16 protein-coding genes, 2 tRNA genes and 1 pseudogene are annotated in these 23,832 nt (G+C 70.0%); 12 read left to right on the forward strand and 7 right to left on the reverse strand.

The annotated features are described in order from the left end of the window. Window positions 1-65: 65 nt before the first annotated feature. From CRP50_RS22900 to CRP50_RS22910, 3 genes are all read right to left on the reverse strand, one after another. Window positions 66-767, reverse strand: coding sequence for a DUF2497 domain-containing protein (locus tag CRP50_RS22900; protein WP_322090863.1), 702 nt, complete (start codon window positions 765-767; stop codon window positions 66-68). A gap of 99 nt (window positions 768-866) precedes the next feature. Beyond that, window positions 867-2,297 carry a TolC family outer membrane protein gene (locus CRP50_RS22905; RefSeq protein WP_097281531.1) on the reverse strand — a complete coding sequence of 477 codons (1,431 nt, stop codon included), beginning with the start codon at window positions 2,295-2,297 and terminating at the stop codon, window positions 867-869. 182 nt (window positions 2,298-2,479) lie between these two features. After that, window positions 2,480-3,136: a protein-L-isoaspartate O-methyltransferase family protein gene (locus tag CRP50_RS22910; protein WP_097281532.1), complete on the reverse strand. Its 657-nt coding sequence runs from the start codon at window positions 3,134-3,136 to the stop codon at window positions 2,480-2,482. A 272-nt stretch (window positions 3,137-3,408) separates the two neighbouring features. On the opposite strand from CRP50_RS22910, the gene CRP50_RS22915 reads away from it, so the two are divergent. The 7 genes from CRP50_RS22915 to CRP50_RS22945 all read left to right on the forward strand — a co-directional run bounded on the left by CRP50_RS22915 (window position 3,409) and on the right by CRP50_RS22945 (window position 9,616). Beyond that, window positions 3,409-3,482: transfer RNA gene (locus CRP50_RS22915), tRNA-Cys, on the forward strand. 21 nt (window positions 3,483-3,503) lie between these two features. Next, a tRNA-Asn gene (locus tag CRP50_RS22920) sits at window positions 3,504-3,578 on the forward strand. A 34-nt stretch (window positions 3,579-3,612) separates the two neighbouring features. Then, window positions 3,613-3,942 (forward strand): heat shock protein HspQ, encoded by a 330-nt coding sequence (gene hspQ / locus CRP50_RS22925; protein WP_097281533.1) that lies wholly within the window; start codon window positions 3,613-3,615, stop codon window positions 3,940-3,942. A 270-nt stretch (window positions 3,943-4,212) separates the two neighbouring features. Continuing rightward, the gene (locus CRP50_RS22930; protein ID WP_097281534.1) at window positions 4,213-4,896 is read left to right on the forward strand and encodes a hypothetical protein; all 684 of its coding nucleotides are present in this window, start codon (window positions 4,213-4,215) and stop codon (window positions 4,894-4,896) included. 41 nt (window positions 4,897-4,937) lie between these two features. Then, window positions 4,938-5,621: a hypothetical protein gene (locus CRP50_RS22935; protein WP_097281535.1), complete on the forward strand. Its 684-nt coding sequence runs from the start codon at window positions 4,938-4,940 to the stop codon at window positions 5,619-5,621. A 111-nt stretch (window positions 5,622-5,732) separates the two neighbouring features. Next, on the forward strand, window positions 5,733-6,794 hold the full coding sequence (locus CRP50_RS22940; RefSeq protein ID WP_097281536.1) for an SLAC1 anion channel family protein: 1,062 nt from the start codon (window positions 5,733-5,735) through the stop codon (window positions 6,792-6,794). Window positions 6,795-6,904: 110 nt separating this feature from the next. Then, window positions 6,905-9,616 carry a bifunctional acetate--CoA ligase family protein/GNAT family N-acetyltransferase gene (locus CRP50_RS22945; protein WP_097281537.1) on the forward strand — a complete coding sequence of 904 codons (2,712 nt, stop codon included), beginning with the start codon at window positions 6,905-6,907 and terminating at the stop codon, window positions 9,614-9,616. On the opposite strand, the gene CRP50_RS22950 is transcribed toward CRP50_RS22945, so the two are convergent. Continuing rightward, a complete protein-coding gene (locus CRP50_RS22950; RefSeq protein ID WP_097281538.1) occupies window positions 9,606-10,670 on the reverse strand; it encodes an SMP-30/gluconolactonase/LRE family protein in 1,065 nt (354 codons plus the stop codon). The two genes, CRP50_RS22945 and CRP50_RS22950, sit on opposite strands and share 11 nt — an antisense overlap. 51 nt (window positions 10,671-10,721) lie before the next feature. After that, window positions 10,722-13,982, reverse strand: a complete 3,261-nt coding sequence (locus CRP50_RS22955; protein ID WP_097281539.1) for an EAL domain-containing protein — start codon at window positions 13,980-13,982, stop codon at window positions 10,722-10,724. A 278-nt stretch (window positions 13,983-14,260) separates the two neighbouring features. Here CRP50_RS22955 and CRP50_RS22960 point away from each other — a divergent pair, with 278 nt between their 5' ends. Further along, entirely contained in the window at window positions 14,261-15,628 is a 1,368-nt protein-coding gene (locus CRP50_RS22960) for a TolC family outer membrane protein (protein ID WP_097281540.1), read from the forward strand. A gap of 81 nt (window positions 15,629-15,709) precedes the next feature. Here the strand turns inward: CRP50_RS22960 and CRP50_RS22965 are convergent, their stop codons facing one another. Beyond that, window positions 15,710-17,944 (reverse strand): CHASE2 domain-containing protein, encoded by a 2,235-nt coding sequence (locus tag CRP50_RS22965; RefSeq protein WP_097281541.1) that lies wholly within the window; start codon window positions 17,942-17,944, stop codon window positions 15,710-15,712. Window positions 17,945-18,131: 187 nt separating this feature from the next. On the opposite strand from CRP50_RS22965, the gene CRP50_RS22970 reads away from it, so the two are divergent. From CRP50_RS22970 to CRP50_RS22985, 4 genes are all read left to right on the forward strand, one after another. Next, the gene (locus CRP50_RS22970) at window positions 18,132-19,892 is read left to right on the forward strand and encodes a peptidase domain-containing ABC transporter (protein WP_097281542.1); all 1,761 of its coding nucleotides are present in this window, start codon (window positions 18,132-18,134) and stop codon (window positions 19,890-19,892) included. Continuing rightward, on the forward strand, window positions 19,889-21,235 hold the full coding sequence (locus CRP50_RS22975) for an HlyD family type I secretion periplasmic adaptor subunit (RefSeq protein ID WP_097281543.1): 1,347 nt from the start codon (window positions 19,889-19,891) through the stop codon (window positions 21,233-21,235). Before CRP50_RS22970 ends, CRP50_RS22975 begins: the two co-directional genes overlap by 4 nt. A gap of 138 nt (window positions 21,236-21,373) precedes the next feature. Beyond that, window positions 21,374-22,171 carry a motility protein A gene (locus tag CRP50_RS22980; RefSeq protein ID WP_097281544.1) on the forward strand — a complete coding sequence of 266 codons (798 nt, stop codon included), beginning with the start codon at window positions 21,374-21,376 and terminating at the stop codon, window positions 22,169-22,171. Between the two features lie 4 nt (window positions 22,172-22,175). Further along, on the forward strand, window positions 22,176-22,847 hold the full coding sequence (locus CRP50_RS22985; protein ID WP_097281545.1) for a flagellar motor protein MotB: 672 nt from the start codon (window positions 22,176-22,178) through the stop codon (window positions 22,845-22,847). A 774-nt stretch (window positions 22,848-23,621) separates the two neighbouring features. On the opposite strand, the pseudogene CRP50_RS25705 reads toward CRP50_RS22985, so the two are convergent. Then, window positions 23,622-23,832, reverse strand: a pseudogene (locus CRP50_RS25705) (IS110 family transposase); the annotation flags it as partial.

A 23,832-nucleotide genomic window follows, 5' to 3' on the forward strand; every position in this document is an offset into this window, starting at 1 on the left:
CTAACGAAAGCGCCGGGCCCACGGGGACCCGGCGCAGTCATGGGGTAATGGGACCCGGAGCGGTTCTAGAACTTTTGCGACCGCGATACCAGCCTCTGGATTTCCTGCTTCACCAGGCGCTCCACGATCTCCGGCAGGTTGGCGTCGATCCACTCGCGCAGCAGCGGCTTGAGGGCATCGCGCACCAGTTCTTCCAGGGTGATGGCGCCGTGGCCGACGGCCAGCTGGCGGTCGCTCGCCATGGTGCGGGCGAGCTGCGACAGGGCGGCGGCGGAGGCGGCCTCGGTGGCGCGGCTCATCAGGCCGTCGTCGTCGTCCTCGGGCTCCATGCGCGGCGGCGGGGGAGGAGGCGGCGGAGGCGGAGGCGGCGGCTCGGGCTCGGGTTCCGGCTCGGGCTCGTCCCACTGGAAGGGGGCGGGCTCCGGCTCGGGCTCCGGCTCGTCCCACGAAACGGCTTCGGGTTCCGGCTCGGGCTCCGGTTCCGGCTCGAAGACGGCCTCCGGCTCCTCCTCCGGCAGCATCATGCTGTCGGTGAGTTCGAGGATGTCCTCCTCGGGCTCCGGTTCCGGCTCGGGCTCCGGTTCGAACACGGGTTCGGGTTCCGGCTCCGGCTCGGGTTCCGGCTCGGGCGGTGGTGGCGGCGGCGGAGCGGCCGCCTTCTTGGGAGCCGGTTTCGGCTCCTCGTCCTCGTCCTCAGACAGGATCTTGCGGATGGAGGCGAGGATGTCCTCCATCGATGGTTCCTGCTGGCCCTTGTCGTCCATCATCCCAAACCGTCAGCCAAAACTAATCCCGCGCCGAAGAGTAGCGGATAACACCGCACCACACCACGGGAAAAACCCCCTGCCCCCGCAGGGGGCGCGACGTCACTCGCCGAGCTTCACGCCGACGACCCCGCCCTTGTCGGTGCCGGTGCGCGCCAGTTCGGCGTCGTCGTCGGCCCACTGGCTGGAGCCGAACCACTGGTTCCGCACATCCAGGTAGTGAGCGTCGGGGTCGTAGGTCTCCACCGGCAGGCCGAGAGAGCCGACCGTCATGCGGCCGACGGCGGCCAGCAGCTGGTAGCCGGCGACGTAGCTGTTGCGCTGGGCGCGCACCAGCGAAACGCGGGCGTTCAGCAGTTCCTGTTCCTGGTCCAGCACGTCGAGCACGGTGCGGGCACCCACCTGCGCCTCGCGCTGCACGCCTTCCAGGGCGATGTTGGCGGCTTCCACCTGGGCCGACAGCGACTCGATGGAGGCGCGGGCGGCGGCGAGGTTCTCCCACGCCTGCACGGCGGCCTCGCGGGCCTCGAAGCGGGCTTCGTCCACCTGGATGCGGCTCTGGCCGGCGCGGTGCTTCTGCTCGCGCAGGCGGGAGTACACGGCACCCGCCTGATAGAGCGGCACGGTCGCCTGCACCACCACGCTCGCCGTTTCGGTGGAGCTGTCTTCCTGGGTGCGTTCCCAGTCCTCGCCGTAGGAAGCGCGCAGGTTCACGCTCGGCAGCAGTTCGCCGCGCACTTCGCGGATACCGTCGACGGCGGCGTCGGCGGTGTACTGCTGCGACACCACGCCCGGCGCCGAGGTGATGGCGAGGCGCACGGATTCTTCCAGGCTGTCGGGCAGGTTGCTCACTTCGGCGGGGTTCTGCACCTCGCCGGGGACGGCGCCGACGACGCGCTCGTAGGTGGCGCGACGGGCCTGCAGGTCGCTTTCCGCTGCGATGCGGTCGGCGACGGCGCCGGCGACGCGGGCTTCGGCCTGGGCGACGTCCGTGCGCGTGACCTCGCCGACGCGGAAGCGGTCGCGCGTGGCTTCCAGCTGGCGCTCCAGCACCTGCACGTTGTTGGTGGTCAGCTCCACCACCGCCTGCGCCTCGATGACGTCGAGGTAGGCGACGGCGGCGGCCAGCAGCACGTCCTGCTCGGTGGCCTGCAGCCCGGCCTGGGCGGCGCGCACCGAGTTCTGCGCCCGGTCTACGGCCGCTTCGGTGCGAAAGCCGCGGAACAGCGGCTGCGTGACGGTCAGGTCGTAGCTGCGCGTCGTCAGGTCCTGGTCGCGGCTGACGCTGGCCACGCGGCTGGTGGTGTCGGCGAGGCCGGCGCTGCCGTTCAGCGTCACCGTCGGGCGCCAGCCGGACAGCGCCTGCGGCACCGATTCGTCCACGGCCCGCACGGCGGCACGCTGCGCCCGCAGGGTCGGGTTGTTGAGGTAGGCCGCCGCCAGCGCCTCCTCCAACGATTCGGCGTGGGCCGCCGGCACGGCGGCGGCGCCGAACAGGAGAACCGCGACAGCGAGCGAAACCGTCTTCTGCATCCCGATCACCTTCAAATGGGCGGCGCGGCAGGCGCCGGGTCCGGAACCCGCAGCATACCCGACCGCAACCGCAAATCAAACGGGGGAAAATAAGAGAACTCTAATGTACTCGACGCCCCGCACGGGCCGCGCCCATATGAGGTGGCGGCGCGGCCCGCCGCAACCCCCGGACGCATGAAGATTTAGAACGTGAACTTCACGTCCGGCTCGAAGCCCGGCAGCACCGGCACGTTGGCCTCGAACACGGCGCGGCGGCCGACGGCGCCTTCGTTGCGGGTCACCAGGACGGCGCGGCCGAGCTGGATGCGGTCGGCTTCCGTCACGGCGACCAGGCGGCCGCCCTCGGCCAGCTGGTCGCAGATGGCGGCGGGAATCTCCGACACGCCGCCGTCGAAGAAGATGACGTCGTAGGGCGCCTGCTGCGGGTAGCCCTGGTCGAGCGGCCCGGTCACCACGGCGACGTTGTCGATGCCGAGGTCGGCCATGAGGCGCGAGGCGGTGTCGGCGAGGCCCTGGTCGCTTTCCAGCGCCACCACGGCCGAGGCCATGTGGGCCAGCGCGGCGGCGGCGTAGCCGGTACCGGCGCCGATCACCAGCACGGCGTCGGTGTTCTGCACGGCGGCTTCCTGCAGCAGGCGGGCGAGCGCCAGCGGCTCCATCAGCGCGCGGCCGCCGCCCAGCGGCACGCCCTCGTCCATGTAGCAGATGCTCTGCATGGCCTTCGGCACGAACATCTCGCGCGGCAGCGCCTTCAGCGCGTTGAGCACCAGCGGGTCGGTCACGCGGTTGGTGCGGATCTGGCCCTCGACCATGTTGCGGCGAGCGACGTTAAAGTCCATGGAAGACCCCTCTGCGGTGCCGGAGGCCGGCGGCGGTGCGCCCGGCGGTCCGTCGTCACGATGATCCCGTTACCCTGCCCCTTCGTGCAGGTTTCCGCGGACTTATAGCCCTCGCGGGCGCGAAAGACAACGCCCCGCGACCACGCCGCCGGCGCATGCCCCGGCCGCACGCCGAGAAAGGGTGTTGACCGGCGTTTCGAAGGTCCCTATAAAACGCGCCTCCCCCGAGGGGGAAACGACGATCCCGCCGCGCGGTGCGCGAACGGATCGAGGGCCCGGTGGCAGAGTGGTCATGCAGGGGACTGCAAATCCCCGTACATCGGTTCGATTCCGGTCCGGGCCTCCATATATACAGAGCTGGTACTGGTCCGGCGTAGCTCAACGGTAGAGCATGCGACTGTTAATCGCAGGGTTGTAGGTTCGAATCCTACCGCCGGAGCCACCTTCCCAGCCTCTTTGCTCCAGGGAGCGCCAGCGTGTCCACGCGATCCACCCAGCGGCGAGCCCGGTTCTCCATCGGTCAGACCGTCCGCCACAAGTCCTACCGTTACCGCGGCGTCGTGGTGGACGTCGATGCCTCGTGCCGCATGGACGACGCCTGGTACGACACCCAGACCGAACGCCGCCCGCCCAAGGACAGCCCGTGGTATCACGTGCTGGTCGACCAGTCGGAAATGTCGACCTACGTGCCCGAGCGCAACCTGCAGGCCGACGACAGCGACGACCCCATCGACAATCCCGACATCGAGGAGTGGCTGGGCGAGACCGACGACGGCCTCTACCTGCCCCTGACCCGGCCCAACTGAGGCCGCCCCTCCGCCGCCTGCCCCCGCCGCCCCGCCGCGCACCTCCGCCCGGCGGGGTTTTTCGTGCCTGCCTGCAGCGCGTGCGGTCATGGCGCAATCGGGCCGATCCACGGGTATTGCCACAAGTCATATTGCCCGTGGGCATGGAACCGTGGCATGACTCATCCGAAAGACAATACAACCGGAGAGTCACGGGAGCCCCGCCGCCACGCGGCACCGGCCCTCGCGACGGCACCGGCGACCACCGTCCGGTCGGCAGGAGCGCACGCCATGATCCCCATAGCCTCCCCCGGCGGCCTTACCCTGGCTGCCGTGAAGCAGTTGTTCGGCGGCGCCCAGCGGACACCGGGCCTCGTCGGCACTGCCAAGGCGCCCGGCCCCGACCCCATGGATACCGCCGCCAAGCGGGTCAAGGCGGCGGAGCCCCAGCCGGCGCCGCACACGACGGCGGCGCGCATGCGGGACGACGGGTCTGCGTCGGCTACAGACCGGGCCATGCGCACGGGGGAAAGCCTCGGCGTGATGACAGGCTTGGCTGACGCCGCACTAGCCATATTGGACGGTCGGGCTGGGCCATCGACGACGTCCTTGAAGAACGCTGTGGACAAGGCCGACCCCGAGAGTATCGACAGAAAAGAGCACAGAGAGAGCGTCGCCTCTCTGCTTCTGGAGACGATGCTCGGCCATCTCGAAAGGGCCCTCGGCAAGCCCGCCGAAATCGAAACCACCGCCGAGGGTTACCGGCGCGTCGCCGCCTTCGAGGTGACGCGAGAGCTCAAGGACGGTCCCGCCGAGACCGACGGGGTGTCCATGACCTTCACCGGCGGCGGCGGGCGCGAGTCCCGCTACAGCATCACCGACAACCGCAGCGGATCGACCTGGACCTACCGCTACGAACCCCGCTTCGACGAAAGCCAGGAGCCCCGCGGCGTCCTCGTCGACGCCTCCGCCTGAGGCGGGATCCGACGACCGCCGCGCGCACAGGAGCCGCCGCCATGACCCCCATCGCCCCCGCCAACGGCCTCACCCTGGCTGCCGTGAAGCAGTTGTTCGGCGGTGCCCAGCAGAGGCCGGGCCTCGTCGGCACGGCCAAAGCGCCCGGCATCGACCCCATGGATACCGCCGCCAAGCAGGTCAAGGCGGGGGAGCCCCAGCCGGCGCCGCACACGACGGCGGCGCGCATGCGGGACGACGGGTCTGCGTCGGCTACAGACCGGGCCATGCGCACGGGGGAAAGCCTCGGCGTGATGACAGGCTTGGCTGACGCCGCACTAGCCATATTGGACGGTCGGGCTGGGCCATCGACGACGTCCTTGAAGAACGCTGTGGACAAGGCCGACCCCGAGAGTATCGACAGAAAAGAGCACAGAGAGAGCGTCGCCTCTCTGCTTCTGGAGACGATGCTCGGCCATCTCGAAAGGGCCCTCGGCAAGCCCGCCGAAATCGAAACCACCGCCGAGGGTTACCGGCGCGTCGCCGCCTTCGAGGTGACGCGGGAGTTCAAGGACGGTCCCGCCGAGAATGACGGGGTGTCCATGACCTTCACCGGCGGCGGCGGGCGCGAGTCCCGCTACAGCATCACCGACAACCGCAGCGGATCGACCTGGACCTACCGCTACGAACCCCGCTTCGACGAAAGCCAGGAGCCCCGCGGCGTCCTCGTCGACGCCTCCGCCTGAGGCGGCCGGGAAACTGCTTCTCCATTGACGTCCGTCAATTACATTAGGTATCACTTATGTAACTGTCGGAGGCGTCCCCCTTGTCGCCGTTCCCGTCCATGGAGCCGTCCCATGTCGCAGTCCCCGCCGCCCGTGCCCACACCGGCCGCCGCACCCGCCGATGCCGCCGCCGGGGCGCCGCCGGCGGGGGCCATTCCCGCCGCCACGGCGACCGCCGGGCCGTGGCTCATGCATGTGCCGGTGCCGCTGTTCGCCGTGGTGATGGGCGTCACCGGCCTCGGCATCGCGTGGCGCAAGGCGGCCCATGTGCTGCATGCGCCCGCCGCCGTCGGCGAGGGCATCCTGGCGCTCGCCGGGGTGCTGTTCGTCGCCATCGCCGCCCTCTACGCCGCCAAGGCGCTGCGCTTCCCCAAGGCGGTGGCGCACGAGTTCGGCCACCCGGTACGGGCCAACTTCTTCCCCGCCGTCTCCATCGGCATGCTGCTGCTGTCCATCGCCGCCCTGCCCCATGCCCACGGCCTGGCGGTGGCGCTGTGGGGGCTCGGCGCGGCGATCCACCTGACGCTGACCGTGACCCTGCTGAAGCGGTGGATCCTGCGCGACGTGGAGCTGGTGCATTCCAACCCGGCGTGGTTCATCCCCATCGTCGGCAACATCATCGTGCCGCTGACCGGCATGCAGCTGGGGCAGGTCGAGGTGTCGTGGTTCTTCTTCTCGGTCGGCCTCGTGTTCTGGCTGGTGCTGCTGACGGTGATGATCTACCGCATCATCTTCCACGCGCCGCTGCCGGTGAAGCTGCTGCCGACGCTGTTCATCCTGCTGGCGCCGCCGTCGGTCGGGTATCTGTCGTACATGGGCCTGGCGGGCGGCGAGGCGGCGGCGCTGGACGGTTTCGCGCGGGTGCTGGTCTACATCGCCCTGTTCAAGGCGCTGCTGCTGCTCGCCATGGCGCCGACCTTCCTGAAGGTGCCCTTCGCGGTGTCGTGGTGGGCCTTCACCTTCCCCTCGGCGGCCCTGGCGGCGGCGACCATCGATTACGCCGCGCGCACGGGATCGCCGGTGCTGGCGGCCGTGGCCTGGGCGTTGCTGGCGGCGGCGACGGCCATCATCGCCACCGTCTTCGTGCGCACCCTGCGGGCGCTGGTGGGCGGGCACCTGTTCGTGCCGGAGTGACGGCGCCCCTCCCCTTCCGAACGGCCAGGGGGAGCCCTTTCCTGTTGCACTGCAGCGTGAAGAGACTAGGCTGACCCCCGAGAGCCATGCGCATGATGACGAGGGGGATCATGAGCGTCCGCAACCTGCCCAGCCTGTTCAAGCCGCAGTCCGTCGCCGTGATCGGGGCGTCCAACACGCCCGACACCGTCGGCAACATCGTCATGCGCAACCTGCTGGCCGGCGGCTTCGCCGGGCCGATCATGCCGGTCACGCGCTCCGCCCAGGCGGTGCAGGGCGTGCTCGCCTACCCCGACGTCGCCAGCCTGCCGCTGACGCCGGAACTGGCCGTGGTGGTCATTCCCGCCGCCGAGGTGCCGGCGGTGGTCGACGACCTGGGCAAGCGCGGCACCCGCGCCGTGGTCATCGGCTCTGCCGGACTGTCCAAGGCGGAAAACGCCGACGGCCGCACCCTGATGACGGCGGTGGACGAGATCGCGCGCAAGTACGGCATGCGCATCCTCGGCCCCAACAGCATGGGCCTGATGGTGCCCGGCGCCGGGCTCAACGCCAGCTCGCTGCACCTGCCGGCGCGCAAGGGGCGGCTCGCCTTCGTGTCGCAGTCGGGCGCGCTGTGCGCCTCGGTGCTCGACTGGGCGCACACGCGCGGCATCGGCTTCTCGCACTTTCTGTCCATCGGCGAGGCGGTGAACACCGACTTCGGCGACATCCTGGATTTCCTCGGCAGCGATCCGCAGACGGCGGCCATCCTGCTCTACATCCAGTCGGTGAAGGACAAGCGCAGCTTCCTGTCGGCCGCCCGCGCCGCCGCCCGCAACAAGCCGGTGCTCGCCATCAAGGCCGGCCGCCACGAAGCGGTGAGCCACGCCGTCGCCAGCCACACCGGCGCGCTCGCCGGCTCCGACCACGTCTACGACGCCGTGTTCCGCCGCGCCGGCATGCTGCGGGTGTACGACTTCGAGGAACTGTTCGCCGCCGTCGAGACCCTCGGCCGCTCGCGCAAGCTGAAGGGTGACCGGCTCGCCATCGTCACCAACGGCGGCGGCGTCGGCATCATGGCGACCGACGACCTCATCGGCCTGGACGGGCGCCTCGCCACCCTGACCGAGGACACCATCGCCAAGCTGGATGCCGTGCTGCCGGGCATCTGGTCGCGCACCAACCCCATCGACCTCATCGGCGACGCGCCGCCCGACCGCTATCTGGAAGCGCTGAAAATCCTGCACGCCGCCAAGGAAGTGGACGCCGTGCTGGTGATGCACGTGCCGGTCGCCATGGTGGACGCCACGGCCGTGGCCGAAGCGGTGATCGCCTTCGCCAAGGAAAAGCGCACCGCCCACATCACCACCTGCTGGGTCGGCGACGAGAAGGTGCGCGAGGCCCGCCGCCTGTTCGCCGAAGCCGCCGTGCCGACGCTCGACACACCCGACAAGGCGGTGCGCGCCTTCATGCACACGGTGGAATACAAGCGCAACCAGGAACTCCTGATGGAGACGCCGGCCTCCGTCGCCACCGACTTCATGCCGGCGACGGTGACCGCGCGCATGATCATCGAGGACGTGCTGAAGCGCGGCGACACCCTGCTGTCGGAGCCGGAGGCCAAGGCGGTGCTGGCGGCCTACGGCATCCCGACGGTCGAGACCCACATCGCCAAGACCCCCGACGAGGTGTTCCGCCAGGCCGAGCGCCTGGGGCATGCCGTCGCCATCAAGATCATCTCGCCCGACATCGCCCACAAGTCCGACGTCGGCGGCGTGGTGCTCGACCTCGCCACGCCGGACGAGGCGCGTCAGGCCGCCGCCGCCATGGCGGAACGCTTGCGCCGCACCTTCCCGGAAGCGCGCATCGACGGCTTCTCGGTGCAGACCATGGCGCGCCGGCCGGGCGCGCACGAGCTGATCGTCGGCATGTCCACCGATCCGGTGTTCGGCCCCGTCGTGCTGTTCGGCCAGGGCGGCATCGCGGTGGAAGTGATCGGCGACCGCGCCGTCGGCCTGCCGCCGCTCAACACCACGCTGGCGAAGGAGCTGATCGGCCGCACCCGCGTCTCGCGCCTGCTGGAAGGCTACCGCGGCCGCCCGCCGGCGGACCTGGAAAGCATCAGCCGCACGCTCATCCAGGTGGCGCAGCTGGCGACGGACATCCCGGAAATCGTCGAGCTGGACATCAACCCGCTGTTCGCCGACGCCACCGGCGTGCTCGCCATCGACGCCCGCATGCGGGTGGAGCGCACCACCCAGTCCGGCCCCGACCGCCTCGCCATCCGGCCCTACCCCAAGGACCTGGAGGAGGTGTTCACCATGCGCAACGGCCGCCCCGTGCTGCTGCGCCCCATCCGGCCCGAGGACGAGCCCAACCACCACGCCTTCGTCGCCGCCCTGACGCCCGAGGACATCCGCTTCCGCTTCTTCGGCCTGGTGCAGGAACTGCCGCACAGCCAGATGGCGCGGCTGACGCAGATCGACTACGACCGCGAGATGGCCTTCGTCGGCGTCGCCACCACCGAGACGGGCGACGACGAGACGCTGGGCGTGGTGCGCACCGTCACCGACCCCGACAACGAGACGGCGGAATTCTCCATCGTCGTGCGCTCCAACCTGAAGGGCTCCGGCCTCGGCGTGCGCATGATGGAAAAGATGATCGAGTACTGCCGCGGCCGCGGCACCCGCTACATGGTCGGGCAGGTGCTGAAGGAAAACCACCGCATGCTCGCCTTCGTCGAGCACCTGGGCTTCAAGCGCACCGCCACCATCGACATCGACATCGTGGAAGTGACGCTCGACCTGCAGAACACGCCAGTGGCGGCCCCCTTCACCGGCTGACCGGCGGCAGCGGGCAGACGGCGAGCGTCGGCGCCACCACCGAGCCGAGCACCAGCAGGCCGTCGGCCGCCTCCACCGCCGTGGCGGCGCTGACGGTCTCGCCGGCGGGATCGCCGAAGACGGTGGCGGGCTGCCCGCTCGGCGGCGCAATGCCGACGGCGGCGCTGGCGACGCGGCCGTCGCCGTGCAGGTGTTTCAGCGCCAGGAACAGGACGAAAGGCTCCGGCAGCACGGCGGCGAGCAGGCGGCCGCCCTCCTCGTCCAGGTTCAGGTTGTCGGGCTGGCCCGGCAGGGGGATCTCGCCGGCCGGGCTCAGGGTGCCGGAAAGCGCGCCGTCGAACACCAGGATACGCTCCGCCCGCATCTCGGACACGTAGAGCCGGTCGCCGTCGCGGGTGATGCCGTTGGCGAAATAGAGCCCGTCGCGCGCCACCGTCGCCTCGCCGCCCGCATCGGGCGCCGGCAGGCGGTGGATGGCGGCGCGCTTCGCCCCCGTCACCAGTTCCCAGGCGGTGCCGAGCCCGGTCTCGGCGGCGTGGTCCTGGGTGACGTAGACGCCGCCCGACCCGTCGGGCACCACGTCGTTGGCGTTGCGGACCCGGCCGTAGGCGCCCGCTTCCGTCAGGCTGCCGTCGGCGCCGACGGTGAAGCGGTGGATCGTGGCGCCGCCCTGCCCGTCCGCGCCGCGATGGTCGACCACCGCCAGCTCGCGGCGCGCCACGTCCAGGCCGATGCCGTGGGGCTGCCGCACGTCGGCGGCCGGCGTCAGCGGCAGATCGGTGCCGGTGGCGGTGCGCAAGGTGTCGATGGCGACGGAATAGACGCCGGGTCGGCCGTCGCGCCCGCGCGGATCGGCGGAGACGAAGAGGTGGCGCGACACCGGGTCCCACACCAGATCCTCCGGCCCGCGCACGAGGTCGGCGCCGGCTTTCAGGGTGAAGGTGCGGCAGCCGTTTCTCGTCTCCTCCGGCCACGCGCCGGAACAGCCGCCGACGGACAGCACGAGGCAGAGCGCCGCCAACCGGCGGCCCGACGGAAACGCGATGGCGGCCATGGATTCCCCCTCCGATGCCGCCGCAACCTTACGGCGGCGGTTCGGAAACGGTCAACCGTGCGCCGCGACCGGCAGCACCGGCGCGCCGGCGGACTCCCGCTGGGCGGCGAGCAGCGCCCCCACCTGGTCGGCCGGCATGGGCTTGCCGAAGTAGTAGCCCTGCGCCACGTCGCAGCCCTCGGCCTTCAGGTAGGCGAAGGTCTCGACGTCCTCGACGCCCTCGGCGACCACCTCCAGGCCCAGGCTGTGGCCCAGGTTGATGGTGGCGCGGGCGATGACGGCGTCGTTCTTGTCGGTGGTCAGGTGGCGCACGAAGCTCTGATCCACCTTCAGCTTGTCCACCGGGAACTGCTTGAGGTAGCTGAGCGACGAATAGCCGGTGCCGAAGTCGTCGATGGCGAGCTGGATGCCCAGGTCCGACAGGTCCGTCAGCAGCTCGATGGCGACGCGGGCGTCCTGCATGAGCATGCTTTCCGTCAGCTCCAGCTCCACCGTCGTCGGGTCGACGGCGTGGGCCGACAGAAGCTCGGTCACCCGCGCCACCAGCCCTTCCTGGCGGAACTGCACGGCGGAGATGTTCACCGCCATGGTGATGGTCGGCAGGCCGGCGTCCTGCCACGCCCGCGACTGGCGCAGCGCCTCGCTCAGCACCCAGTCGCCGATGGGCAGGATGAGGCCCGAGTCCTCGGCGATGGGGATGAAGCGGGCCGGCGAGATCATGCCCTGCTCGGGGTGCAGCCAGCGAAGCAACGCCTCGACGCCGATGATGGCCCCGGTGGCGACGCTGATCTGCGGCTGGTAGTAGAGCTGCAGTTCCTTGCGCTCGACGGCGCGGCGCAGGTCGCCCTCGATGCCGAGACGCACCTGGGCCTCGGCATTCATCTCGGAACTGAAGAAGTAGTAGGACGCCGTTTCCGAGCGGATGGCCCGGTACATGGCCATGTCGGCGTTCTTGATGAGGTGGTCGGGGTCGTCGCCGTCCTGCGGGTAGATGGCGATGCCGACGTTGGCGCCCAGGTGGATGGCGTGGCCGTCCATCTCCACCGTCGCGCCGACGGCGTCCACCACCTTCTTGGCGAGCACGGCGGCGGCCTCGGCGTTCTGCAGGTCGGCCTGGATGATGGCGAACTCGTCGCCGCCGATGCGGGCCACCGTGTCGGCGTCCTCGGCGACGGCCTGGATGCGCTCCGCCATGAGGCCGAGCAGCTTGTCGCCGGCGGCATGGCCGAGGGTGTCGTTGATGCGGCTGAAGCGGTCGAGGTCGACGAACATCACCGCCAGCGCCTTGTGCACGCGCCGGGCATGGCCGACGGCCTGGTGCAGGCGGTCGCGGAACAGCACGCGGTTGGGCAGGCGCGTCAGCGTGTCGTAGTTGGCGAGGTAGCGGATGCGCTCCTCCGCCCGCTTGCGCTCGGTGACGTCCTCGTGCACCGCGACGAAGTGGGTGACGGCGCCCTTCTCGTCGGTGATGGGGGCGATGGTCTGGTCGACGGTGTAGAGGGTGGCGTCCTTGCGGCGCTCCACCATCTCGCCGCGCCACACGCGCCCCTGGGTCACCGTCTCCCACAGGGTGCGGTAGGCGTCCTTGCTCTGGATGCCCGACTTGAGCACCGCGGGCGTCTGGCCGATGACGTCCTGCGGCTCGTAGCCCGACAGGCGCGTGAAGGCCTCGTTCACCCAGAGGATGCGGCCGTCGACGTCGGTGATGAAGATGGCGTTGGCCGCCGCCGCCATGGCGGTGCCCTGCAGGCGCAGGCGTTCCTGGTCGCGCACGATCTGGAAGGCGGAGCCGAGGCGGGCGCCGGCACGCTCGATGCGGGCGGTGTCGGGGCGGGCGAGGTGCTGCGCCGTACCGGCCAGCACCACCACGCCCACCACCTCGCCCTGCGCGTGCAGCGGCACGGCATGAATGGCCTCCAGGCCGATCTTCATGGCGGCGCGCACGCAGGGGCCGGGCTCGCCCTTCAGCTCGGCGATGACGAGCTGCTGCGCGACGCCTGATCGCACCGCCTGGGCGGCCGGACAGATTTCCGTCATCGGCTGGTCCCAGCGGATGGCGGCGGCGTCGAAGGAGACTTCAGGCGCCTTGCTGCCGGCGGCGCCACGCAGGCGGACGGTGCCGTTCAGTTCCTTGGTGCCGATCCACACCAGCTGCAGCGAGCCGGCCTCGGCCAGCCGTTCGGAGGCATGCTGCGCCACGTCGTCCAGCGAGGCGCCGCGGAAGGCGCGCTGGTCGAGTTCCAGCAGCAGGTCGTCCAGCTGGTCGCTCATGAGCGCTTCGGAAATGTCGCGCACCACCGCCACGTAATGGGTGCCGCTGGCGTCGAACATGGTGGCGACGCGCAGGTCGACGGTGATGAGGCTGCCGTCGCCCCGGCGTGCGGCCACCTGCACCGATGCCTCGCCGTCGGGCCCGGCGCCGCGGCGCAGGCGGGCCGCGATCTCGGCGATGAGGCCGCCGCGGCCGCCGCCGGGGCGCTCGCCGGGCAGCAGGCGCTCGGCCGGGGCGCCGATGGCGGCGGCGGCGGGAATGCCGAAGATGCGCTCGGCGGCGGCGCTGAAGTCGGTCACCGTGCCGCCGCCGTCGACGCCGACGATGCCGTCGGCGACGGTGTCGAGCACGGCACGCACGTGTTCCGCCTGCCCCTCCGCCAGGCGCTCGGCCTCGATGGCGGCCTCGCGGGCGGCGGCCAGTTCGCGCGCCTGGCGGCGCTGCACCAGCACGATGAAGCCGACGGCGACCGCCATGGTGATGCCCTGGGCGGTGAGGAACCCGAAGGACGCCAGGATCTCGTCACGGCCGAGGAAGGGATAACCCAGGGTATGCACCGCCCACAGCAGGAACAGGCCGGCGATGTAGGTGTAGTTGTCCACCTGCTCGGCGCGGCGGCGCCAGAAGGCCCAGGCGGTCAGCACCATGACCACGGCCATGAAGGCGTAGTGCGGCAGCGTCGCCCACAGGAACGACATCTCGAGCAGCGCGGCGGCCAGCGCCCAGGCGAAGGACAGGCCGAACAGCCCGACGAACACCACCGGCCGCCCGGCATTGCCGAGGAAGCGCCAGGTGCCCGCCAGCAGCAACACCGCCGTCAGCGCCTGCAGCACTTCCGACAGGAACAGCGCCCAGGGCTCGGCGGTCAGCGGGTCGTTGGCGATGACCATGAGGTGCAGGGCGTTGGCGACGAACGAGGCCGCCCAGGCGCGCAGGCCGCGTGCCGCACCCGGCAGGCGCGCGAGATAGGCCAGTGCCGACGCCAGCACCAGCGACCCCAGCACGGCCCCGACCACCGCCGCAGACAGCGAAAACGCCATCACCTTCCCACCCTAACCTCAGTCTCATGGACCGGATCGCCCCCGCCGGCCTCCTCCCACAGTCGCAGGAGCTTTCCATCCGAAGGCAGTATCACCTTACCACGTATGACACAACTGCGAAGCACGGCAGCCGGCGCCGCCCCTGCGTCCCGTCGCGGCGACCGCCGTCGCCCCATGCGTTCGAACGGGGCTTCCCACCACCATCTGCTTTACGCATTGTCGCCATTAGGATATAGAAGGCTCAGCGCGTGCCACTTTCGTTTCTGGGGGGACTACCGGTGCAGCGTACCTCTTTTGCCGTCTACTTCGGCATGGCGATCTGCTTCGCGAGTGCGCCTGCCGGTGCTGCCTCGCTGGTGGAGGAGCTGCGCCTCCTGGTTGATACGAACCCGCAGGTCCAGGCCGGCCACAAGAACGTGCTGGCGGCGACGGAGGGGGTCGACGAAGCCTTCGGCGATTATCTGCCGAACCTCGACCTGCGCGCCGACTACGGTTACGGCTACAACGACCTGCGCGCCCGCCGCACCGGCCAGGGCCAGCCGGGCGGCCAGCCGACCGACGCCTTCGAGGGCAGCCGCGAATCCGCCACCCTCACCCTGACCCAGAAGCTGTGGGACGGCGGCGCGCGCGAAGCCACCTACGAGACCGCCAAGCTGCAGCGCGACGCCGCCGGCACGTCGCTGGAAGCCACCCGCCAGCAGGTCATGCTGGAAGGCATCGCGACCTACATGAACGTGCTGCGCCAGGTGCGCCTGCTGGAGCTGTCGCGCCAGAACGAAGCCAACATCATGACCCAGCTGAGCCTGGAGAACGAGCGCGTCGAGCGCGGCTCCGGCATCGCGGTGGACGTGCTGCAGGCCAAGTCGCGCCTGCAGGTCGCCAAGGAGCGCCGGGTCGCCGTCGAAGGCGCCCTCAAGGAAGCCCAGGCGCGCTACATGCAGATCTTCGGCAATGCCGCCGACGTCGGCTCCATGGCGCGCCCGCGCCCGCCGCTCGACGCCCTGCCGCAGAGCCTGGACGAAGCGATCGAGATCGCCCAGCGCGACAACCCGGCCGTCGAGTCCGGCGCCAAGCAGATCGCCATCGCCAACGAGCGCCGCAACGTCGCCGAGGCCGGCTATTACCCCCGCTTCGACTTCGAACTGTCGGGCAATTACGAGAACGACGTCGACGGCGTCGAGGGCGTGCGCCGCGACGTCACCGCGCTGCTGCGCGCCAACTGGAACATCTTCAACGGCTTCGCCACCCGCGCCGCCGTCGCCCGCACGGCCTTCGAGCACGCCGCGGCGCAGGAGAGCCAGTCGCACACCCGCCGCCGCGTGACCGAACAGACCCGCGTCGCCTGGGAAGCGCTCGACACCGCCCGCCAGCGCGTCGCGCTGCTGCAGAACGCGGTGAACATCGCCGAGGAAGTCTATTCCGCCCGTCAGCGCCTGCGCGAGGCCGGCAAGGACACCGCCCTGAACGTGCTGGACGCCGAGAACGAGACCTTCACGGCGCGCATCAACTACGTCTCCGCCCTGTTCGACGCGCAGATCGCCAGCTATCAGGTGCTCGCCGCCATGGGCAAGCTGTCGCTGGAGGTCATCGAGGCCTACGGCACCACGGCCGGTAACGAGGCCGCGCCGGTGCTGGCGAAGCAGTAAGCCGCCCCTCGGGCACACATACGAAAAGGCCCCGCCGGAGCGCTCCGGCGGGGCCTTTCCTTTTGCCGCTGGGCGGCGGCCTTACTTGGAGGTCGCCACGAACACGCCGTCCCACTCCGCGCCCGGTGGGTTGGCCTCGTAGGCCTCCATGCGCTCGTCGTAGAGGTCGTAGAGGCCGTCCAGGTGCAGGCCGATGGCCTGGGCGTCGGCCCGCAGTTCCGCCATCAGCGCCCGCGCCTCGTCCCACCGCTGGCCGCGGTAGGCGGCGAGCATGCGGTCGTGCTTGGCGCGCAGGGCCTGGAAGCCCTCGGTCGCCGCCAGGGCCGGATCGCCGAGCAGCGAGAAGATGCGCACCGCCTCGGTCTTGCCCTTCACCTTGATGAGGTCCAGCTCCAGCAGCGCGTAATCCGGCGCCTGCGACGCCGTGTGCTCGCCCAGCACCACGGTCACGCCATAGGTCTTGGACTGGCCTTCCAGGCGCGAGGCAAGGTTCACGTTGTCGCCGAGCACCGAATAGTCGAAACGCTGCTCCGAGCCCATGTTGCCGACGCAGACGATGCCCGAGTTCAGTCCGATGCCGATGTTGAGCGGCACGTGGCGGCGGCCCTCCTCTTTGGCCTCGCGCTCCAGCGACTCGTTGAGGCCGCGCAGGGACGCGATCATGGCGAGTGCCGAGTCGCATGCATGGCGCGCATGGTTGGCGTCGTCCAGAGGCGCGTTCCAGAACGCCATGATGCAGTCGCCCATGTATTTGTCGATGGTGCCGCGGCGTTCCATGATGATGTCGGTCATGGGCGTCAGGAAGCGGTTGATGAGCCGCGTCAGGCCCTGCGCGTCGAACAGTTCGGAAATGGTGGTGAAGCCGCGCACGTCGCAGAACATCAGCGTCATGTCGCGCATCTCGCCGCCGAGCTTCAGCTGCGTCGGGTCGGACGCGAGACGCTCCACCAGGGCCGGCGACAGGTACTGGCCGAAGGCCTGGCGCACCTGCCGCTTCTGCGCCTCTTCCGCCGTGTAGCCGACGTAGGTGAGGTACATGTAGAGCAGCGTCGCCACCAGCGCCGGATAGACCGGGTCGTAGAGCGTCAGCGACGTGTCGAAGGAATACCAGGAATAGCCGAACATGGCGGCGACGCCGGCGGCGCCCACCATGGCGCTCCACCGCGCCCGCACCATGGGCACCAGCACGATGACGGCGATGCCGATGGCGAGCGCCGCCGTGGCCTCCAGGTAGTCGGCGTCGCGCGGCCGCCAGATCTGCTCGCCGCCCAGGATGTTCTCGATGATGTTGGCGTGCACCTCCACCCCCGGCAGGAAGGCGTCGAGGGGCGAGGACTTGATGTCGAGCAGGCCCACGGCTGAGGTACCGACGAGGATCAGCTTGCCGGCGATCTTGGCCGGGTCGACGGCGCCCGTCAGCACGTCCACGGCCGGGACGTACTTTTCGGTGTCGTAGTGGGAGAAGTAGACCCAGACGCGGCCGCGGTTGTCGGTCTGCACCACGTTCGGGCGGATGACGACACCCTCGACCCCCTCGGTGCCGCGCGCCTTCACGGCGATGCTCTGGTTGCCGGTGGCGACGCGCAGCATTTCGATGGAAAGACTGGGGTAGAGGTCCTTGCCCTCCACCGTCACCACCATGGGCACGCGGCGCACCAGGCCGTCGACCTCGCCGGTGGTGTTGAAGATGCCGCGGCCGGCGGCGGCGTTGTCGAGGATGGACAGGTTGCGCAGGATGCCGGCGTGCTGTTCCAGCTTGTCCTTCACGTCGCTGCCGATGAGCGCAACGGAGGGGCGCGGCGCATCGTCGGGCACGGGCACGGCGTCGGCGCGCACCGAATGGCCCATGACGACGCGGCTCTGGGCGATGGCCTGCGCGAAGACCTCGTCGTTGGAGGGCATGGCGAGCATCTGCTGCCGGGTGGCGGGGTCGAGCCCGGGCATGGACGCCTGCATGATGCCAGGCGACATGCGGTCGGGCTCGGCGAAGACAATGTCGAAGCCGATGACGATCGCGCCCATGGCGGTCAGGCGCTGCAGCAGGTCGGCCACCGTGGTGCGCGGCCACGGCCACTGCCCCACCTCGCGCAGCGAGCGCTCGTCCAGGTCGACGATGGTGACCGGGCGCTGCTTCACCTCGCGCGGCTTGATCTTCTGGTAGACGTCGAAGGTCTTGACCCGCAGGAGCTGCAAGGGCTCCGGGTCCTCGACGCGCAGCACGAAGAGCGCGGCGAGCAGCAGCAGCGCCCACCCGCGGCCCTTGCCGAAGGCGCGGCGCACGACGCGCAGCACCCGGCCCATACCCGTAGTCGCCATGGCGATGGTGATCCCCTCGATACCCCATTCCCTCAGCGGCGGAGCATAGCGCAACTCGAACCGGGGCGCGGAGAGGAAAAAGCTCTTGCCACCGGGCCGCGAGCGGGTGTTGTCTCTCGGATGGGGTAAGTCGTGCGGTACAGCGGTCGAAAAACCGCCTACCGCCTAGCGGTGAGTCACCTTCCACATGAAAGACGCCGGCTCTTCGTCGTGGCTGCGCCCGGTGCTGGCACCGTTGCGGCCGCTGTTTCTGGAAGTGTTGACCATTTCCTTCTTCGCCAACGTGCTCGCGGTGGCGGCACCCGTCTTCACCCTGCAGGTCTACGACCGCGTCGTCTACCACAACGGCCTGTCGACACTGCAGGGCCTGGTGCTCGGCATGGTGCTGGTGGTCGCCTTCGACTACGTGCTGCGGCAGACGCGCTCGCGCGTGCTGCAGCGGGTGGCGCTGGAGATCGACGTGAAGGTCGGCCGCCGCCTGTTCGACACCCTGGTCGGCCTGCCGCTGCGCACGCTGGAAACGCGCCCCGCGTCCTATTGGCAGGGCGTGTTCCGCGACCTGGAGACGGTGCGCAACACCCTGTCGGGCGCCACCGTGGTGCTGCTGGTGGACCTGCCCTTCGTGTTCCTGTTCGTCGGGCTGGTGTTCGTCATCGCCGCGCCGGTCGCCTGGGTGATCGTGGCGGCCTTCGTGGTCTTCCTGCTCATCGCCTGGCGGTCCGCCGCCAGCGTCACCGGCGCCGCCGGCCGCGAGAAGAAGCAGGCCGGCGAGCGCGACCGCCTGATGGCGGAAACCATCCTCGGCCGCACCACCATGAAGGCGGTCGGCATGCACGATCACCTGCGCCCGCGGTGGGAGGACGCCCAGGCCGCCGCCATCGCCCAGTCGGTGGACCGCGGCATGCGCAGCGACGGCTGGGTGAACCTCGGCCACGCCATGACCATCGCCACCACGGTCGCCATGACCACGGTCGGCGCGCTCGCCATCATGGAACAGCAGATGACCATCGGCGCGCTCATCGCCGCCAACATGCTGTCGGGCCGCATGATGGGCCCCATGAACCAGATGGTCGGCGCGTGGCGCACGGTGAGCGGCTTCCGCCAGTCGCTGCGGCGCCTCGACGGCCTGTTCGCCCTGCCGCTCGAGCGCATGGCGGCGACCATCACCCACGAACGCCCCGCCGGCCGCCTGTCGCTGGAGAAGGTGAGCTTCCGCTACGGCGCCGCCGCCAACCCGGTGGTGAGCGAGGTGTCGCTGGAGGTGCCGCCGGGCGGCATCACCTGCCTCGTCGGCCGCAACGGCAGCGGCAAGACCACCCTCGCCAAGCTGCTGGCCGGGCTCTACGCGCCCGAAAGCGGCCGCGTGCTGCTCGACGGCGCCGACGTGGCGCAGTTCTCGCGCGACGAGCTGGCGCGCTGGATCGGCGTTGTGCCGCAGGACTGCGTGCTGTTCGCCGGCACCATCCGCGACAACATCGCGCTCGGCGCTCCGCAGGCCGGCGACGACGAGATCACGGCGGCGGCCAAGGCGGCCGGCGTGCACCTCGCCATCATGGACATGGCCGACGGCTACGCCACCGACGTCGGCGAAGGCGGCGCCGTGGTCTCCGGCGGCATCCGCCAGCGCATCGCCATCGCTCGCGCCCTGGTCGGCGACCCGCCGGTGATCGTCATGGACGAACCGTCGAGCAACCTCGACCGCCAGGCCGAGGAAGACCTCGCCAAGAGCCTCGCGCGGCTGGCGCAGGACCGCAACGTGGTGCTGGTCACCCACTCCCCCGCCCTGCTCGCCGTCGCCCGCTCCATCGTGGTGATCGAGCGCGGCCGCATCGCCGCCGGCGGCCCCGCCGCCCAGGTGCTGGCCTGGCTCAACGGCCAGAAGCCGGCCGGGCAGGCCCAGCCCGCCGCCAAGCCCACCCCGGTGCCTGCCCGGACGCTGCTGCAATGACCGACACCGCCGCTCCCGCCCCTGCCCTGCCCGCCCGGCCACAAGGCGCCGCCGCCGACCCGCTCGGCACCCTGCTGGCGAGCCGCCGCGCCCCCGGCTGGCGCACCGCCGCCGCCGTGATCGCGACCTTGCTGGCGGGCGCCATCGGCTGGTCCGCCGTCGCCCAGCTCGACGAGGTCTCCGTCGCCGCCGGCGAGGTGGTGCCGCAGAGCAAGGTGAAGGTCGTCCAGCACCTGGAAGGCGGCATCATCACCGAGATCTATGCCCGCGAGGGCGACGTGGTGACCGCCGGCGCGCCACTGGTGCAACTCGACCTCGCCGTGACCGCCATCAACAAGCAGGAGATCGAGGTCCGCCTCGACGCCTTCCTGCTGGCCCGCGCCCGCTTCGTCGCCGAGGCCTCGGGCAAGGAGCTGGAGCTGCCGGCCGACGCCGCCGCCCGCCGCCCCGACATCGCCGCCGGCGAGCGCGCCGCCTTCCTCGCCCGCCGCAACGAGCTGGAAAAGCAGGTGTCGGTGCTGAAGGAACAGGTGGAGCAGCGCCGCCAGGAGATCCGCGAGTTCGAGGCCAAGCAGACGTCGCTCGCCTCGTCCCTGCGGCTCGCGCGCCAGCGCCTGGGCCTGTCGGCACAGCTGCTGAAGGACAACCTGACGCCCAAGCTGGAACACCTCGCCCTGCAGGCGGAAGTGCAGGACCTGGAAGGCCAGGTGGCGGTCATCGCCCAGAGCGTGCCGCGCGCCCGCTCCGCCCTCGCCGAGGCCGAGAAACGGGTGGAGGAAGAGATGCTGCGCTTCCGCCGCGCCGCCCAGGAGGGCATCTCCGAGGCCGAGCTGAACATCGCCCGCACCCGCGAACTGCTCAACGACGCCACCGACCAGGAGCTGCGCACCGAGGTCAAGAGCCCCATCGACGGCGTCGTCAAGAACATGCGCTACAGCACCATCGGCGGCGTGGTGAAGGCCGGCGAGCCCATCATGGACATCGTGCCGACGGGCGACACCCTCATCATCGAGGCCCGCCTCAACCCCGCCGACCGCGGCTACGTGCGCGAAGGCCAGCCGGCCACCGTGAAGGTCAGCACCTACGACTACGCCCGCTACGGCGGCCTCGACGGCGTGGTGACCCACGTCGCCCCCGATTCGACCACGCCCGATCAGGAGACCCCCTACTTCCGCGTCCTGGTCGAGACGTCCAAGGACTACCTGGGCGCGGTCGAGGGCGAGTACGCCATCACGCCGGGCATGCAGGCGACCGTGGACATCCACACCGGCACGCGATCGGTATTGGACTACCTTATCAAGCCGGTCTTGAAGCTGAAGCACGAGGCCTTCCGGGAACGCTGATCTGCCGCGCGGACTGCCCAATCAGAAATAGTGTCTTTTGGAGGCACCTTCGCCTATAGTGCTTACTCCATAAGACGGAAGGCGCGTCGGGGGGACGGACGGAGCCAGAAGGCGCGTTCATGAGGGGCAGAAGTCAGAATGTCGTTCGCTACGATCATCGGTGTTCTTCTCGGCTTCGGCCTGTTCGTCGGCTCCATCATCCTGTCGACGGAGAACTTCTGGGTCTTTCTCAACCTGCCCAGCTTCGTCATGGTCATCGGCGGTACTTTCGCCGCGACCTTCACCGCCTATGAATTCCGCTACGTCCTGCTGTCGCTGAAGAGCCTGCAGTCGGTTCTGTTCATCAACAAGGTGACCCGCTCCATCCTCACCAACGAGGTCGGCCGGGTTATCCGCTGGGGTTACATCATCCAGAAAAGCGGCCTGCCCGGTCTGGAGAGCGACGCCGGCAAGATCCGCCACCAGGACCGCTTCCTCGGCTTCGGCATCGACCTCGTCATCTCCGGCTACACCGGCCAGGAAATCCGCGAGATCCTGGCGACGACCGTGGAAACCACCTTCCAGCGCAACACGGTGCAGTCCGACATTCTGCGCGCCATGTCCAGCACGGCGCCCGCCTTTGGCATGATCGGCACGCTGGTCGGCCTCATCATCATGCTCGACAACATGGGCGAGGATCCGTCCAAGATCGGCCCGGGCATGGCGGTGGCGCTCATCACCACCCTCTACGGCATCCTGTTCGCGCGGCTGGTGCTGCTGCCGGCCGCCACCAAGGTGCAGCAGCGCGAGGAAATCCTGCGCTTCCGCAACTACCTGATCGCCGAGGGCCTCGCCCTGCTCGCCGAGCGCAAGAGCCCGCGGTACATCCAGGACAAGATGAACGCCTACCTCGACCCCTCCATCCACTTCAGCATCGACCGCATGCGCAAGGGGTAGCCCGATGATCAACAACCTGGGCAGCCGGTTTCAGCGCAAGAAGCAGGAAGCCGACGAAGACTGGATGACCACCTTCGCGGACATGGTCACCCTGCTTCTCACCTTCTTCATCATGCTGGTGTCCATCTCCAAGGTGGACGTGGTGCTGTTCGAGCAGGTGAAGGCGGGCGTCGCCAAGGGCATCGGCAACCGCGACGAGGTGCGCCCCATCCAGTTGCTGAAGATCGACGTCCAGGACGCCGTGCAGGCCATGAAGCTCGAGGACGTGGTGGCGGTCGGCACCGACGACCAGGGCCTGACCATCGAGTTCGCCTCGTCGGCCTTCTACGAGCCGGGCTCGGCCGAGATCCGCGAGGAAGCCATCGAGCCGCTGACCCGCATTGCCGCCACCATCGGCGCCGAGCGGTACCGCGGCTTCCAGGTGGAGGTCCAGGGCCACACCGACGACACCGGCATCTCGACGCAGATCTTCGCGTCCAACTGGGAGCTTTCGGCGGCCCGCGCGACGCGCGTGGTCCGGTTCTTCGCCGACACCGGCATCGCGCCGGAGCGCATGGAGGCCATCGGCTACGCCGACACGCGCCCCAAGGTGCCCAATCGCGACGCCTACGGCGACCCGCTGCCGGCCAACCAGGAAGTGAACCGCCGCGTCGTGGTCCGCGTCTACCCGCGCTGACGGCGCGGTTCGTAAGAGCGTGGGTGCCGCTTCTGCCGCGCCACGCCCGGCCTCCGCCCTCTCCCGCGCGTCGTCCGACCGCCACCCTCACAATTTGGCATGCCCGGCCTTGAGCCGGGCATCCACGGCTCCACGGACGGGTGCCGTGAAGGCCGGCGCCCACGCCTCGCGCCGGTGACGCCGTGGATGGCCGGATCAAGTCCGGCCATGACAATTTTCGAAGGGAGGACAAGCGGTTGGCGGCGAGGTGCTGGACGCCTGACGCACCGTCCCTGCCCTCGGCCCCGCGCACGCCTTTGCGCCCGGCCTCCGCCCTCTCCCCATTGTCATGCCCGGCCTTGAGCCGGGTATCCACGGCTCCACGGACAGGTGCCGCGGAGGACGCCGCCCATGCCTCCCGCCGGTGACGCCGTGGATGGCCGGATCAAGTCCGGCCATGACAATTTTCGAAGGTTGCGCCAGGGGTTGGCGGCGAGGTGCTGGACGCCTGACGCACCGTCCTTGCCCTCGCCCCGCTCACGCCTCCGCGCCCGGCCTCCGCCCTCTCCCCATTGTCATGCCCGGCCTTGAGCCGGGCATCTTCCGTGTTCAGCGTCAAGGGCAGTCGCTTGGTGGCCGGCGCCGGAGTGAACCGGGCGTGCTCCGCGTCAAGGCGCGCGGCGGGCGCGCCCGCCCTGCGGGCGGCTTCGGCCTTGACGCGTCCGCGCGCCCGGTTCGGGGGCCGGCCATGACGTCGGCGCGGAGCGCCGAGCGTCGGCCTTCGACGGAACGGCCTCACGAGGGCGCGGCGTACCTCCACGGCTGGTCGTCGCGGGCCATGGCGTTGAGGATGACCAGGGTCTTGCGCATCACCGCCGTCAGGGCGACCCGTCCGGGCCGGCGGTTCTCCGTGATCTGGCGCTCGTCGAAGATCTTCAGCACCGGATTGAAGCGGATCCCCGCGCGGGCGACATTGAACAGGACCTCGCGCACCCCGGGGCGGCCG

Origin of the sequence: Caenispirillum bisanense, from assembly GCF_900230255.1 — a bacterium.
Classification (GTDB): domain Bacteria; phylum Pseudomonadota; class Alphaproteobacteria; order Rhodospirillales; family Rhodospirillaceae; genus Caenispirillum; species Caenispirillum bisanense_A.